The organism is Bartonella sp. B35(2025), assembly GCF_053794465.1.
Map to the genome: position 1 here is coordinate 471,767 of NZ_CP200035.1, position 14,884 is coordinate 486,650.

Here is a 14,884-nt window from a genome sequence, read left to right on the forward strand (position 1 = left end):
CAACCTCCAGCCAAAACACTAGTAATGAACATTTGATATTTACAGCTTATCTTTTTAAATAGCAAGTTTATACGCATAAAAAATATGATTTATCGAGTCTTGATATGTTTTTATACGTTTTACGATTTTATATTAGAGGATGATAGTATAGAGCTGTGAGAATAGAGGGGAAGAGGAGATAAAAATGGATTTTTTAAACCAGGTTGATTCTAAACTTTTTGAAATGCTTGCTGGCAATCATCAATCATGGTCGATTTTAATTTTGTTTAGTATTTGTTGTGCAAAGTTTTTAATTTATATTATTCCTATACATCTATGTATGCTGTGGTTTTGCGGTACAGAGATGGAACGACGTGTAGCGTTAAGTATTTGTATTAGCATTTTCACAGCTCTTTTTACAGGTTATCTAATTTCTCTTATTTATTTTCATCCACGTCCGTTTGTTACAGGTTTAACGTTGCCGCTAATCAAGCACAGTGCAACAGCTTCTTTTCCTAGTAATCATGCTTTAACTATTGCATCTTATACAGTAAATCTTTATTTTTATCAACACAAAGTTGCTTTTAAGTTTGCAGCGATATTTTTATTCTTGATCTGTTGGGCACGTATTTTTGTTGGGGTACATTATCCTTTTGATATTTTAGCTGGTACAATTTTGGGAAGTTTTATAAGTTGGGGTGTTATTCGGTTTATTGTACCATATTTTCCTAATTTTTTATACCAAATTCCGCCATTGAAATATAATTTTCAGAGAGATATTTGTTCTAAGTAAGTTAGTTTATCTTGATTCTTACTGATGAATAAGATCAAGAGTAAATAATTTAATTGTACAATGTTAGGAGATAATTAATGGTGGCAGCATTTACTTTTCCAGGGCAAGGGAGTCAGCTTGTTGGTATGGGCAAAATGCTTTCAGAGCAATTTGCTGCGGCACGTATGGTTTTTGACGAAGTAGATGATGCTTTAGATGAAAAATTATCAGATATCATTTTTGAAGGTCCAGCAGATATTTTAATGTTAACAGCAAATGCACAACCAGCATTGATGGCTATGTCTATGGCTGTTATCCGTGTAATGGAACAATTAGGATTTGATATAGAATCAAAAGTAAAATTTGTTGCAGGTCATTCTTTAGGTGAATATACAGCTCTTTGTGCTGCTGGGACATTTAGTTTAGCTGATACGGCAAGACTTTTGAGGATACGTGGAAATGCCATGCAGGATGCTGTTGCTGTTGGTGCAGGCTCTATGGCAGCACTGATTGGTTTAGATGAACAAGATGTTGAAGAAATTTGTGAAATTGTTTCAGGAGAAGGATTGTGTCAAATCGCTAATGATAATGGTGGTGGGCAAATTGTTATTTCAGGTGAAACAAAGGCAGTTGAGGCAGCAGTAGAGATTGCATCAAAAAAAGGTGCTAAACGCGCGCTTCTTCTTCCAGTTTCTGCACCTTTTCATTCATCCTTAATGCAGCCTGCTGCTGATGTCATGAAGAATGCACTTTTGAGTATTAACAAGGTGGCTCCTATTGTTCCTCTTGTTGCAAATGTTTCTGTTGCACCAGAAAGTGATCCAGAGCGTATCGTTACACTTCTTATCCATCAAGTAACGGGGAGAGTGCGATGGCGTGAAACGATAGAGTGGATAAGTGCTAATGGGGTTGATACAATTTTTGAAGTTGGTTCTGGAAAAGTATTAACTGGTTTAGCTCGCCGAATTAATAGCGAGATAGAAGGATTAACAATTAGTACAGCTGAAGAAATAGAAAGAGCGCTACGAGTGCTTGGTGTTTAATCTTTAAGGAGTCTGAAAAATGTTCAAGTTAACAGGTCGTAAAGCTCTTATAACGGGAGCGTCAGGGGGAATTGGTGAAGCAATTGCGCGTTGCTTTCATGAGCAAGGGGCAATTGTTGGGCTTCACGGAACACGTGAAGACAAGCTTAAAGAAGTGGCTGCAGATCTAGGAAAAGATGTTGCTGTATTTCCTTTTAATCTTTCTGAGCGCCAATCCATTAAGCAATTAGCTGAAGCAGCGGAAAAGGAAATGGGGGGTATCGACATCCTTGTTAATAATGCTGGAATCACGAGAGATGGTCTTTTTGTGCGTATGCAAGAACAAGACTGGGATGATGTATTAGCAATTAACTTAACAGCTGCTTCTACTTTAACACGTGAATTGATACACTCTATGATGCGGCGTCGCTATGGGCGGATTATTAATATAACATCTATTGTTGGTGTTGTTGGAAATCCTGGGCAAACAAATTATTGTGCTGCAAAAGCTGGTCTAATAGGTTTTTCTAAAGCATTGGCGCAAGAAATTGCTTCACGAAACATTACTGTAAATTGTATTGCTCCAGGATTTATTAAGTCTGCGATGACTGACAAACTTAATGAAAAGCAAAAAGAAACTATTATGGCAGCGATCCCAATGAAGCGTATAGGTACGGGGCAAGAAATCGCTTTTGCTTCTGTTTATTTAGCGAGCGATGAAGCAGCGTATGTGACTGGTCAAACAATACATATTAATGGCGGTATGGCAATGATTTGAGTATTTTCTTTATTCTACATTGATTTATAGGTTATATTATTTTAAATAGCAATAAATGAAGTGGAAAGATGTATCTATATCTTTACATAGTAGTTAATTAATTGATATCGGAATGTCAGATTAGCTGCATTCTGTAGGAGATATCCACAGAATGTTTTGAATTGTCGCTAAAATTTTTAAAATTACGCATCTATTAGCTTGATTAGATAGTCTGATATGCCTAACCAATTATAGAAAATATAAATTTGAGGATTTCAACATGAGTGATACAGAAGAGCGCGTTAAGAAGATTATCATAGAGCATCTTGGAGTTGATGCAGATAAAGTGGTGGAGAATGCGAGCTTTATCGATGATCTAGGCGCAGATAGCCTTGATACGGTTGAGCTCGTTATGGCTTTTGAAGAAGAATTTGGTGTAGAAATCCCAGATGAGGCTGCAGAAACGATTTTTACAGTTGGTGATGCAGTAAAATTTATTAATAAAGCCTCTGTATGATTGTTAAATATTATATTAGAGGTATAAATATTTTTACTTATATTCTTTTGAGTGCTATTTTGAAAATATAGCTTTGAGAGGTGGATTTTCGGTTCAAGGTTACAGGTATGAGACGTGTTGTTGTTACTGGTTTGGGATTAATATCTCCATTAGCTGGTGATGTTGAGTGTAGTTGGAAGCGACTTCTTGAAGGAAAAAGTGGCGTTCGGCGTATCACTGAGTTTGATGTATCTGATTTGCCGTGTCAGATTGCTGCGCGTGTTCCTTTGGGTGATGGAACAAATAGTACGTATAATGCTGATTTGTATATGGAACCTAAAGAGCAGCGTAAGGTTGATGCATTTATTGTTTATGCAATGGCTGCTGCTGATCAAGCACTTGCAGACGCTGGATGGCATCCCAAAAGTGATGAAGATCAGATTCGCACAGGTGTGTTAATTGGTTCAGGTATTGGTGGTATTGAAGGTATTGTTGAGGCTGGTTATACACTTCGTGATAAAGGACCGCGTCGTGTTTCTCCTTTTTTTATTCCAGGGCGTTTGATTAATCTTGCGTCTGGCTATGTTTCTATTAAATATGGTCTGCGTGGTCCTAATCATTCAGTCGTAACAGCTTGTTCAACCGGTGCACATGCAATTGGTGATGCAGCACGTTTAATTGCGTTGGGTGATGTAGATGTTATGGCGGCAGGGGGCACCGAATCTCCAATAAATAGAATATCTTTAGCTGGTTTTTCTGCTTGTCGAGCTCTTTCTACCAGTCGTAATGATGATCCTGAGAGAGCATCGCGCCCTTATGATGCCGATCGCGATGGTTTCGTTATGGGTGAGGGAGCTGCGATTATCATTTTAGAAGAGCTTGAACATGCAAAAAAACGGGGTGCCCGTATTTATGCAGAGATTATTGGTTATGGTTTATCTGGTGATGCTTATCATATTACAGCTCCTTCTGAAAGTGGTGAGGGGGCACAGCGCAGTATGATGGCTGCTCTTAATCGAGCGCAGGTGAATGTTAGCGATATTGATTACATTAATGCTCATGGAACATCAACAATGGCTGATGTTATAGAACTGGCAGCTGTTGAGCGTGTTTTAGGTCATTATGCGTCACAAGTGTCGATGTCATCAACAAAGTCATCTATAGGGCATTTACTTGGTGCGGCAGGTGCTGCTGAGGCTATTTTTTGTATTTTAGCTATAAGAGATAATATAGCTCCGGCAACACTTAATCTTGACAATCCATCGATTGAAACGAAAATCGACCTTGTTCCACACAAGCCACGTGAACGAAAAATTGATACGGTTCTTTCCAATTCTTTTGGATTTGGTGGAACAAATGCATCTTTAGTAATTCGGCGTTTTGGAAAATAATAAACATCTCTATATTTTTATTTTTTGCTTCTGAGTTTTTTTTATTATAGAATTTAAGTAAAAAATTATAAGCATAATATTTAAAAATTATTGAGGTTTATGGTTATATCCGATGTAAACAACGAAAGACAGCTAAAGGATGGAGATGATTCTTCTTTGAATCATTTGGTAAATAGTAATTGTATGTCAGTGCATAAAAAGCAAAAGAAGTCGTATATCGTACGTAATCCGCTAGTCATTCTCGGTCATTTTTTTTTGATGCTAATTTTAGTTATTATTTTTACTGTCGGTGTTCCTCTTTATATTGGAAAAAATATTTTTGAAGGGAAGGGGATAGCTGAAGAGGAGCAAGTTATTCTTATTTATCCAGGAATTGGAATTCGTGAAATCGCTTCATTACTTGAAAAGCGTGGTCTTATTCGATCAGCTGATATTTTTGTTTACGGGGTTGGTTATCATAACAAAACAACACGTCTTAAAGCTGGCGAATATTTAATTCCAGCACATGCTTCGATGCAGAATATAATGGATATTCTTGTGAAAGGAAAATCTATTGAATATACATTTACAGTGCCTGAAGGTTTAACAGTTCAACAAGTTTTCGATCGATTAGCCGCTAATGAAATTCTGATTGGAGATCTTCCGGAAATTTTACCTCCTGAGGGTAGTTTGATGACCGATACTGTTCATTTTATTCGGGGTACAACACGCAAAGAAATTATAAAAAGACTGAGTGAAGGACAGTCAAAGTTAATTAATGCAATATGGGCTACTCGTTCGCCTGATTTACCAATTAAATCCATTGATGAATTTGTTATATTGGCATCAATTGTTGAAAAAGAAACAAAAATTGCAGCAGAGAAGCCACAGGTTGCTGCAGTATTTTATAATCGTCTTGCTAAACGTATGCGTCTTCAATCTGATCCAACGGTAATTTATGGTCTCTTTGGTGGAAAAGGAAAGCCTTCAGGTCGTGCAATTTACCGTTCAGATCTTGAGAAAGAAACACCGTATAATACTTATAAAATTAATGGTTTGCCACCAACAGCTATCGCGAATCCAGGTCGAGAATCTTTGAAAGCAGTGGCACATTCACCAAGCAGTGATGTACTCTATTTCGTAGCAGATGGTTCAGGAGGACATGTTTTTTCCAGAACTTTGGATGAACATAATATGAATGTTCGAAAATGGCGCGCATTCAAGAAGACACATTAAATTTCTTAAGAATGTAAGAAGTTTATTATCGAATTTCTAGTATTAAGCTTTAGAAAGAAGTAAAGTGATATTTAGAAAGAAGTAAAGTGATATTATGACATTCTTTGAGAATGAAGTGAGTATTAAAAAAGTGAGTCAACGTCGAGGTTTTTTATTTATTCTCTCTTCACCTTCTGGAGCTGGTAAATCAACTCTTTGTCGATTGCTTTTAAAAGATGGGCAGTTAGAGCTTTCTGTAAGTGTGACGACACGACAAAGACGTTCTAGCGAGGTGGATGGCTTGCATTATCATTTTATTTCAAGGCAAGAGTTTGAATGTAAGCGTGATAATGATGAGTTTATTGAATGGGCAGAAGTTCATGGAAATTACTACGGGACTTTACGTAAAAGTGTTGAGAGTGCATTGAATGCTGGTCAAGATGTATTATTTGATATTGATTATCAAGGCACTGAGCAGCTACAAAAAAAGATGCCGGGGGATACTGTATCTGTTTTTATTCTTCCACCATCAATGAAAGAGCTTACCTCTCGTTTACATCGTCGAGCAGAAGATAGCCAGGAGATTATCAATTTGCGATTGAAGAATGCACAAATAGAGATACAGCATTGGCATTCTTACGATTATGTTGTGATTAATGAAGATTTAAATCAGTCATTTTTGCTTGTTAAATCGATTTATCTAGCAGAAACAATGAAACGTGAGCGATGTTCTTATCTTGAATCTTTCATTGATGGTCTTCTTTCTGAAAAGAGAGATTAATTTTCTTAATCATTAAAAAAATTGAAAAATTAATAAAGAATTGGGCTTTTTAAATCACTAAATTAGCTAAAGTTACAAATTCAGAAATTGATAGTGTTTCAGCTCGGCGAGTTCCGTCAATCTCAGCTTTTTTTAAGAGCATTTCACCTCCAATAATTTTGAGATTTTGGCGAAGCATCTTTCGTCTTTGTCCAAATGCAATTTTTGTAACAAAGCTTAATTTTTGTGCAGAGCAGGAGAGAGGTTGTGCACGTGGAACAATGTGAACAACGGAAGAAGTTATTTTTGGTGCTGGTATGAAGGCTTGAGGAGGTATATCAAAAGTGATTTTGGCAGTGGTACGCCAGCCGGCTAATACACTAAGACGTCCATAATGGGGAGATTGAGGTGTAGCAATAATACGTTTTGCTACTTCACGTTGAAACATCAATGTTATTGATTCATAAAAAGGAGGCCATGGTTCAGCTAAAAGCCAATTTAATAAAAGTTGTGTTCCGATATTATAGGGAAGATTTGCAATAATACGTGGTTTTTCTGGCGATGTTTCAAAGAGTTTTGAGAAATCTTGCTTTAGTGCATCATTGCAAATAAGCTTTAGTTTTTGCGGGTAGTGCTTTTCTATATCTAACAGAGCCGGTAAAAAGCGTTCATCACGCTCTATCGCTGTTACAGTGGCGCCTTTTGCAAGTAAGGCGCGTGTAAGACCTCCAGGACCTGGACCAACCTCGATAACAGGTTTTCCTAATATATTTCCTGCTTGATGGGCAATTTTAGATGTTAAATTAAGATCAAAAAGAAAGTTTTGCCCTAAAGATTTATGAGCTTGTAATCCATATATATCAATTATCTCACGAAGAGGAGGTAGATTATCTATTGGCATGGTATCAAACTATTTTCTGCAAGTTGATTTGCAAATCTAAGGGCAGCAATAAAGCTTTCAGGAGAGGCTATCCCTTTATCAGCAATATCAAAAGCAGTTCCATGATCTGGAGAAGTGCGAATGAAAGGTAGCCCTAAAGTGATATTAATAGTAGTATCAAAGTCCAATGTCTTAACAGGAATAAGGGCTTGATCATGATACATACAAAGGGCAACATCATATGTTTTTCTTGCACGTTCATGGAACATTGTATCGGAAGGAAGCGGACCTACAATATTTAATCCTTTATTTTTAAGATATTCAATAGCAGGAGCAATAATTTTAATATCTTCTTTTCCTATTGTACCTTCTTCTCCAGCATGAGGATTAAGACCAGCAACAGCTAATCGGGGTGAAATTATTCTAAATCGTGTTTTTAAGTCATTTTCAATAATGAGTGCAGTTTGAATAATTAAATGGCGGGTAAGGTGTGAAGGAACTTCATTAAATGGAATATGGACGGTAATGGGTACTGTTTTCAATCGAGGTCCGGATAACATCATAACTGGATGATAGCATTTGTTAGAGGTTTGATGAGCTAGATGTGCCAGAAATTCCGTATGGCCTGGAAATTTAAACCCAGAATCATAAAGACTTTTTTTTGCAATAGGGCAAGTGATGAGTGCACACGCATGTCCACTTTGAATCAATTGAACACCACGTTCAATTGATTCAATTATTCCTGCAACATTGTTTGGCAAAGATATTCCTAATTGATCGCTTTGTCGATTTTTTAATGGTATTACAGGAAGAGCTATTTGGAAATTTTTCACGAGATTGTCTGTAAAGACAGATTCTATTTCAACATCGATTTGTAAAAAATTGGCACGTGAACGAATAACATTTGGATCAGCTAAAAGAGCAAAAGGTGGAATTTGACGTATAGTACGTAAACTCCACGCTTTTATAGCTATTTCAGGCCCGATTCCGGCAGGATCACCCCCACTAACAACTAGGACAGCCATTATGAATTCTGAATATAAGCTGCCCGTCGCAATTCTTTTAAGTATTTTTCACTTAAGTTTTCAAGTTCTTGCGGGCTTTTTTGCTTATTATCTTGAATAGAAAATATGAGTTGGGCAACACGATCATCAGAAACTCTTTTTATTTTACAGACAGCAAGTGCTTCAATACCATTTGATGTTTCTCGTATTTGAGTCATTTTTCCAGCAGGTGTAGCATGGATAGCTTGTTCCCATCCTTTAGGAAGCTGAGGTTCTAAAAACTTTCCTAAATTTCGAACGGTCACATCTAAAATACCTTTTGCCTGTTTTTGAGTGTTAACACATCCTTGGAAATTTGTGCGAAAATTATTTGCTTCCTTCTGGCGTTTTCTAAGAATTTCTGAGCGGCGATATTCAGGAATAACAAAAATAATTTGTTGTAATGTATATTCGTTAGTTGAGGGTTTTACACCACCATTTTTTAATATTCTACGCACGGCTTCTTGTTCACTAATTATGCCAGTTTCAGCTTGATAGCGTGCATTAACAAGGCGCCCCCATCCTATTTGTCCACGAATGTAATCCTTAAAGTGTTGTACTGTGATGTCATTTTGAATCAGAATTTGATTAAGCTGATCAATGGTCATATGATTTTGCGTTGCAAAGTTCTCAAAAGCTCTATCAATTTCATCATCACTGACTCCAATATCACGGCGTTTTACTTCAATATTTTTAAGCACTTCATCTATAAGTTCATTTTTAGCTTGTGCAGAGAGATTTCCTTGCTTCTGTTGTAATTTGAGAAAAGCAATACGTCTTTGAATATCATAATTTGTAATAGGACTACCGTTGACTGTGACAACAATTTCAGTCTGTGCGAAGACTGGCATAATAAAAAATTCACTTATTCCTAGGTCGCTTACGCTTAAAGTAGTAATACAAAATAAAGCAAGAGCACGCTTTTTAAGTTTATTCATGTAAGTAAGCCTTCGCATTGTTTATCAATTTCACTAATTGCTTAAAATATCTGTTTTTTTGTATAAAAACAATGGTAAGTTAAAGCACTTATATATTGTTTTCATAAATTTGATTTCATTTTTTTCCAATATCTGTAATCGTGCGTAATGAAAGAGAAAAGTTAAAATTTTGCGAAGGCGTTTTTTTCTCTGGATAAGTTGTTTGTTGATAGCCGAATGTTAAGCTAAAACACTCGTTTGCATATTTTAAGCCGATTCCTTGCTTTATGAATGTACTTGATGTTAAATCATAACCGATATTGCTGCTAATATACCAATAATTGGCCAATTTAATACCAGTTTGAAAAAAGATTTCTTGATAATCTTGTGTGTATTCGTAGTGTAGTTGGCGTGGGATATATACATATTGAACAGCCACTGAAAAATTTTTCCATTTTTGTGATGCTTCAATTTCGCTATGGTGGACTTTCCCTGTTTTTTTATCAAAACGCCCACGAGATGCTAGAGAAAAACCATTTTGATGATTTATATTAAGCATTGCAACATAGTCTGATCGTGCTGCTTCAAGGCTAGAATGAGCACTTACATTGAAAAAATCTTTTTCTGCAAAAGAATTTTTTCCTGCAAGATGAAAAGATTGTCCAACAAGACCATAAAGAGACCAATCATCATTAAGATTTCCAGAATATCTCATACCTATATTGGTTCTTGTTCCACCTTCTACACGATCAGAACCAGAGAATTTATCACGTTGAAATAGAGTGGTTGCGTCAAAGACAAAATTTTTTGCATCTTCATTAGGAATTTGTCTGATATATTGCTCATTATTGCGTATAAAAATTTGTGCTGTTGGTTCTACAATGTGTGTAGAGCTGCCGGATACAATGAGGAAGGGATATCTTAATTCTAAACCTACAGTTGCTATGCCACGGATAATTGCGCTATGGGTAGTTGGTGAGGAGCTATTTGTTATATGAGTTGAATGGATTTTGTGTGCATTTGTTGTAATAACATCAGTACGCAAAGCGAGGATAGGGGTTAATATGAGTCCATTATGTGTATTGAAGCGTTTTTTCCATTCTAGTTCATTTGTTAAACGAAAACTATTTCTAGTGATACTGGAAAGCTGAGCTGCGTTAATTGGATGGCTATTCCAATTGATAAAACTGAAGTCAGCATGACGACGATAAATTGATCGCATATTGCTATGAAAGGTAATCATACCAGTATAAACTGATTCATCTGGGGTGAAAGAATAATCGATGCGGGGTAGAACCCACGCTTGCTGAGAGTGATGTTTATGATAGGTATTGTTCAACATTAAATTTTGAACATTGAAATGGTAAAAATGCATATTAAATTGATTTTTACCTGCAAGGCCATTTAAATAAATCTTGGAGATTTGTATAGGATTGCTGTAGTTTTCAAGTTTATACGTATAGCTAAAATTATGGTCAGACTGTGTGAAGATATCCCATCCATAAGACCAGCGTGAATTAATGTGAAAATCACCTTTTGTTGCTAACATATAACGATTTACATGCTGTGCATTAATCGTATTATTATCAAAGTTATGAGATCTGATTTGGTATATATGAGCAAAGCGAATGTTATAATTACCTTTTTTTAAACGTTGGCGCCATTCACCTTCAGTTAAAAGCCCTTGTTGGGTATAGGCAGTAGCAGAAAGTGTAAAATCGTAATAAGGTGTGAGATTCCAAAAATAGGAATTTTTTATACCTATACCGAGATAATCATCATAAAAAAAATTAGGTGTAAGAAAACCATTAGCACGCTTTACAGTTGGATCATAGAGTTCAAAAGCTGAAAGTTGTACAATCGGTATACCAAAAATTTCAAAATGGCTATTTTCAAATCGAATTGTTTTGATAGTGCTATTCCATATGATTTTTCTTGCTTTTATTTTCCACAGAATTTTTGGGTCTGATTTGTAAGAACAAGGATCGCATGCTGTGTAGGTCGCATGATTGAAGATTGTGATTTGGTTGCTGCTGCGTATAGCATTTTCTGCTGTAAAATGGACATTATTCGCTGTGTCAATGTATAAGGCACTTATAAAACCTTCCCCAAAATCTTTGGTCATATCGATCTTATTAGAATAGATTTTATTACCGTTTTTTTGAATAATTACAACATTCCCTTGTGCGATAATACGTTCTGTTTTTTTATGGTAAGTAATTTCTTGGGCGATAACTTTATTGCCATCATATTCGATTTGGACATTCCCTTGTGCAGAAATAGTATTTGCATCATGATTGTAGATAAGTTCATCTGCAGATAAAAACAGAGGATGTGCTGGATTTGAAATGTGATTTTGAGCAAGGGAAGTGAGGCTTTTTGTGAATGCAGAATAGGATAAAAATATACCTAAGATAAAGCCAATAACACTCTTTAAAATTAGAGTTTCTATTTTTGTTAAAATTATTCTTTTACTTGTTAACGGTTTCATTTAACCATCCTCTTTATAAAGTAAAAAGGAGATTCCTAAAAACAATGCAATAACAACTGGTATCCAAGCAGCAATGATTGGTGGAATGTATCCAGCATTCCCAAAAGATTGAACGAGGGTGGAAATTACATAAAGTGTAAATCCAGCAACTACACCACCAAAAATCAATATTCTAGATTGTCCAAAGCGTGTAAAGTTTAAAGATACAGTTGCTGCAATGAGAGTCATTGATACCAGCAATGCTGGTAATGAAATCAATGAGTGTAAATACATTTCAAAGTTATTAGCAGAATAGCCAAATGAGCGCGCAATCATAATTTTTTTTGGTAATTGATAAAATGGGATAGTTGTGGGATCTGCTAAATATTCAGTTAAAAATTCGGGTTTTAGATTAGTTTTTATCTGAAATTCAGAAAATTTTTCAGGAGGATGTCCTATTTTATAGATTACTCCATTTTTTAATAACCAAACACCGTTTGTTAATGTTGCTTTTTGGGTATTAATCCAATTCTTGATTGTTGCATTATCATTATATTGTACAAAAGTTGCATCGATAAGAGAGAGTCCTTGATCTGTGATTAATCTAGCACCAATGGTTGTTCTACCTAAATTTGTGTGTTGTGTTAACCATGGGATGCGCATGTTATTGAGAGATTTTCTTGCATTATTACTATGCCATTGAGCCATTATCTTTTCTGCTTGGGAAGATCCCCATGCAGCAAGTGGGTTAATGAGAAGAATTGAGAATAATCCGAAAAGAAAAGCTCCAAAACAAGCAGGCATGAGAAATTGCCATGCAGAAATACCAATTGAACGAGTTATAACAAGCTCAAATTTTCGATTAAATGAGGTTAGCATTATCATTGCAGAAAATAATGCAATAAAGGGGATAATTTGTTGCATGATAAAAGGGATGCGGAGAAGTGAGATAAGAAGTGCATCTTTTACCGTATAATGGGGAAGATTAGTTAGTCGGCTAGAGTTTTCCGTAAAATCAATTAAAAGGACGAGAAAAAAAATTCCTAGTAAAAAATAAAAGGTTATCCTTAGATAACGTATAAAAAAATACCATCCAAGTGTCCATCCAATCATGATACATCATCCGAAGGATATTGAGATTTTTTATATTTAAATTTGTCCATCATTCTTTGAAAAAGTATTTGAACAACTTCATTCAATTTTGTGAAGATACTAATTTTATGGTCTGTAAAAAGAATGAAAAAAATTAGCATACTTATTCCTATAGGGGTAATATAGAGCAGAGGAACGTATGCAAGGTTATTTTTTGCTTTTTCAGCAAAAAAATGTCCTATCCAATAAACGAGCAAAGAAAAAGCAATCGCAGAAAAATTTCCAGATATCTGTGCTTGTCGATATGAGCGCATATTCCCAGCTACTGCTATTGCAATTAATGAAAAAACAATTGGATAGAGCCATTCTGTAAATCTGCGGTGAAGCTCAGCCTTATATTGGAGTGGTTTGTGCTGATAGTAGGGATCTTTTGGGCTAGGATTTAGTAAATAAGAAAGAGGCCTATCTTTAGGATAGAAAGTGGGTATTTTGTCATTGGGGATAAATTCACCTAAGTTAAAGGTGTATGAGCTAAATTGAATAATCGAAACACCGTCATTTTGATGGCTGACTCTTTCTATTTCACCATTATTGAGAATTAAAAAACTACCGTTTTTATTGCTAACAATGGATGCTTTTGTAGCATAATAAAAAAGATCAATTTTGGGATCGCGCTGATCAGCAATAAAAAGACGTCCAAGAGTTCCATCTGGATTTCGTTCGCCAATTTCTATGTAAAGGTTATCTGCTAGTTTTTGGAAGTTTCCTTCATGAATAAAAAGATTAATGAGATCAGATTGGGCATTTGCTAGCATTTGTCGCATATTAAAACGTGTTTGAGGAACAACAAAATTGGCTATAAAAAAAGATACACATGATGCAATAATAGCAAGGAAAAGAATTGGTTTCCAAATAGTGTATTTAGGAAAACCAGAAACACTAATGACAGCAAGCTCTGAGTCTTGATTCATTGTTGAAAGGGTGGCTGTAATCGCAATTACTAATGCAAATGGGATGACAAGAAAAATAACAGAAGGAACCAATGATAGTGAGAAGTATAAAACTGCTAAGAGTGTTTGTCCACTGGTTGTAAGAAAGTTAATTTTTGAAAGAATCTGCACTGTCCAAATAACACCGACTACTGCAGCCATTACAGCATTAAATAGAATAAAGACACGCTTTAGGATATATAACTCAATAATACGCATAGATTGGGTGATATCTCCAATCCTTAACTAGAAATCAGACATTCTACAGCACTTCAGGTTAAGAAATATAATAAAAATTTAAAAATTACCTTTATGTTATACATATGCGTATTTTTACCAAATAAATTTAGAAGATTTTAATTTATTTTGCCATCATTGTATTGCATTTTCAAGCATGGTGTACAAAAAAGCTATAAAATAGGTTAGATAGACCTTTTTATTAGCCTAAAATGATGATTTATCCTTTTTCTTTTTCTACCTTTTAATACACATGAAATAAAAAATGGTATACACAACTGGAAAAAGAGAAATCATTATATCTTAAACCATTTCCTTTTTTGCTAAGCATATAAGGACTTCTCTAAAAAGATATTGTTTTTTATAGAGAGTGATAAGGGATAAGAGAGTGGATATTCTTTTTTATCATTTAATAAAATCAACATTAGAAGATGTTTTGCCAACGCTTGTAGAACGTGCACTGACACGTTTTGGTAAGGTAACAATACAATGTGTAAATAAAGAACGATGCGATGCCATAGATACCCATTTGTGGGTTTATGCTGATGAAGCATTCATTGGGCATGGAACTGAGAGTGATCAATATCCCAATTTTCAGCCTGTATTTCTTACAACAGGTCAGGAAAATCCAAATGATTCAAAAATACGTTTTCTCACAGAGGGGGCAGTTTGCTCCAATATAAATTCTTATCAACGGCTTGTAGTAATATTTGATGGTCAAAATAATGAGCAGTTAGATCTTGTTCGTGTGCAGTGGAAAAAATATAAAATGGAAAATCATAATTTAACTTATTGGAAGCAAACTGAAGATCGCTGCTGGGAAAAACAGATTTAATACACGTAGCGTCTCTCATTTTGATTTGTATGATTTATATGAATAATGGT

Annotated in this window: 14 protein-coding genes; 8 read left to right on the top strand and 6 right to left on the bottom strand. The window is 35.3% G+C overall.

What is annotated here, in order from left to right:
• Positions 1-184: 184 nt before the first annotated feature.
• From V4P56_RS01915 to gmk, 7 genes are all read left to right on the top strand, one after another.
• On the top strand, positions 185-772 hold the full coding sequence (locus V4P56_RS01915) for an undecaprenyl-diphosphatase (RefSeq protein WP_455482403.1): 588 nt from the start codon (positions 185-187) through the stop codon (positions 770-772).
• Between the two features lie 77 nt (positions 773-849).
• Positions 850-1,794, top strand: coding sequence for an ACP S-malonyltransferase (gene fabD, locus V4P56_RS01920; RefSeq protein WP_455482404.1), 945 nt, complete (start codon positions 850-852; stop codon positions 1,792-1,794).
• A 19-nt stretch (positions 1,795-1,813) separates the two neighbouring features.
• Positions 1,814-2,551, top strand: coding sequence for a 3-oxoacyl-[acyl-carrier-protein] reductase (fabG, locus tag V4P56_RS01925; protein ID WP_455482405.1), 738 nt, complete (start codon positions 1,814-1,816; stop codon positions 2,549-2,551).
• 259 nt (positions 2,552-2,810) lie between these two features.
• The gene (locus V4P56_RS01930) at positions 2,811-3,047 is read left to right on the top strand and encodes an acyl carrier protein (protein ID WP_455482406.1); all 237 of its coding nucleotides are present in this window, start codon (positions 2,811-2,813) and stop codon (positions 3,045-3,047) included.
• Positions 3,048-3,154: 107 nt separating this feature from the next.
• A complete protein-coding gene (gene fabF / locus V4P56_RS01935; RefSeq protein WP_455482635.1) occupies positions 3,155-4,417 on the top strand; it encodes a beta-ketoacyl-ACP synthase II in 1,263 nt (420 codons plus the stop codon).
• A 105-nt stretch (positions 4,418-4,522) separates the two neighbouring features.
• Positions 4,523-5,632: an endolytic transglycosylase MltG gene (mltG, locus tag V4P56_RS01940; protein ID WP_455482636.1), complete on the top strand. Its 1,110-nt coding sequence runs from the start codon at positions 4,523-4,525 to the stop codon at positions 5,630-5,632.
• A 94-nt stretch (positions 5,633-5,726) separates the two neighbouring features.
• Positions 5,727-6,392, top strand: coding sequence for a guanylate kinase (gene gmk, locus V4P56_RS01945; RefSeq protein WP_455482407.1), 666 nt, complete (start codon positions 5,727-5,729; stop codon positions 6,390-6,392).
• 49 nt (positions 6,393-6,441) lie between these two features.
• On the opposite strand, the gene rsmA is transcribed toward gmk, so the two are convergent.
• The 6 genes from rsmA to lptF form a co-directional block, all read right to left on the bottom strand.
• Positions 6,442-7,272, bottom strand: a complete 831-nt coding sequence (rsmA, locus tag V4P56_RS01950) for a 16S rRNA (adenine(1518)-N(6)/adenine(1519)-N(6))-dimethyltransferase RsmA (protein WP_455482408.1) — start codon at positions 7,270-7,272, stop codon at positions 6,442-6,444.
• On the bottom strand, positions 7,263-8,276 hold the full coding sequence (gene pdxA / locus V4P56_RS01955) for a 4-hydroxythreonine-4-phosphate dehydrogenase PdxA (protein WP_455482409.1): 1,014 nt from the start codon (positions 8,274-8,276) through the stop codon (positions 7,263-7,265). The genes rsmA and pdxA overlap by 10 nt, the downstream gene beginning before the upstream one ends.
• A complete protein-coding gene (locus tag V4P56_RS01960; protein WP_455482410.1) occupies positions 8,276-9,232 on the bottom strand; it encodes a SurA N-terminal domain-containing protein in 957 nt (318 codons plus the stop codon). Before V4P56_RS01960 ends, pdxA begins: the two co-directional genes overlap by 1 nt.
• A gap of 115 nt (positions 9,233-9,347) precedes the next feature.
• Positions 9,348-11,702, bottom strand: coding sequence for an LPS-assembly protein LptD (locus tag V4P56_RS01965; RefSeq protein ID WP_455482411.1), 2,355 nt, complete (start codon positions 11,700-11,702; stop codon positions 9,348-9,350).
• Complete coding sequence (lptG, locus tag V4P56_RS01970; RefSeq protein WP_455482412.1) at positions 11,703-12,794, bottom strand: LPS export ABC transporter permease LptG; 1,092 nt, start codon at positions 12,792-12,794, stop codon at positions 11,703-11,705.
• Positions 12,791-13,981 carry an LPS export ABC transporter permease LptF gene (gene lptF, locus V4P56_RS01975; RefSeq protein ID WP_455482413.1) on the bottom strand — a complete coding sequence of 397 codons (1,191 nt, stop codon included), beginning with the start codon at positions 13,979-13,981 and terminating at the stop codon, positions 12,791-12,793. The genes lptG and lptF overlap by 4 nt, the downstream gene beginning before the upstream one ends.
• Before the next feature lie 406 nt (positions 13,982-14,387).
• On the opposite strand from lptF, the gene V4P56_RS01980 reads away from it, so the two are divergent.
• The gene (locus V4P56_RS01980) at positions 14,388-14,834 is read left to right on the top strand and encodes a DNA polymerase III subunit chi (protein ID WP_455482414.1); all 447 of its coding nucleotides are present in this window, start codon (positions 14,388-14,390) and stop codon (positions 14,832-14,834) included.
• Positions 14,835-14,884: the final 50 nt, after the last annotated feature.

What these genes read in the sequence shown, in the direction of transcription:
- V4P56_RS01930 (WP_455482406.1), top strand. Translation starts at nt 2,811, where the DNA reads ATGAGTGATACAGAAGAGCGCGTTAAGAAGATTATCATAGAGCATCTT.
- lptG (WP_455482412.1), bottom strand. Translation starts at nt 12,794, where the DNA reads ATGATTGGATGGACACTTGGATGGTATTTTTTTATACGTTATCTAAGG.
- V4P56_RS01965 (WP_455482411.1), bottom strand. Translation starts at nt 11,702, where the DNA reads ATGAAACCGTTAACAAGTAAAAGAATAATTTTAACAAAAATAGAAACT.
- lptF (WP_455482413.1), bottom strand. Translation starts at nt 13,981, where the DNA reads ATGCGTATTATTGAGTTATATATCCTAAAGCGTGTCTTTATTCTATTT.
- rsmA (WP_455482408.1), bottom strand. Translation starts at nt 7,272, where the DNA reads ATGCCAATAGATAATCTACCTCCTCTTCGTGAGATAATTGATATATAT.
- pdxA (WP_455482409.1), bottom strand. Translation starts at nt 8,276, where the DNA reads ATGGCTGTCCTAGTTGTTAGTGGGGGTGATCCTGCCGGAATCGGGCCT.
- fabG (WP_455482405.1), top strand. Translation starts at nt 1,814, where the DNA reads ATGTTCAAGTTAACAGGTCGTAAAGCTCTTATAACGGGAGCGTCAGGG.
- fabF (WP_455482635.1), top strand. Translation starts at nt 3,155, where the DNA reads ATGAGACGTGTTGTTGTTACTGGTTTGGGATTAATATCTCCATTAGCT.
- V4P56_RS01960 (WP_455482410.1), bottom strand. Translation starts at nt 9,232, where the DNA reads ATGAATAAACTTAAAAAGCGTGCTCTTGCTTTATTTTGTATTACTACT.
- gmk (WP_455482407.1), top strand. Translation starts at nt 5,727, where the DNA reads ATGACATTCTTTGAGAATGAAGTGAGTATTAAAAAAGTGAGTCAACGT.
- fabD (WP_455482404.1), top strand. Translation starts at nt 850, where the DNA reads ATGGTGGCAGCATTTACTTTTCCAGGGCAAGGGAGTCAGCTTGTTGGT.
- V4P56_RS01915 (WP_455482403.1), top strand. Translation starts at nt 185, where the DNA reads ATGGATTTTTTAAACCAGGTTGATTCTAAACTTTTTGAAATGCTTGCT.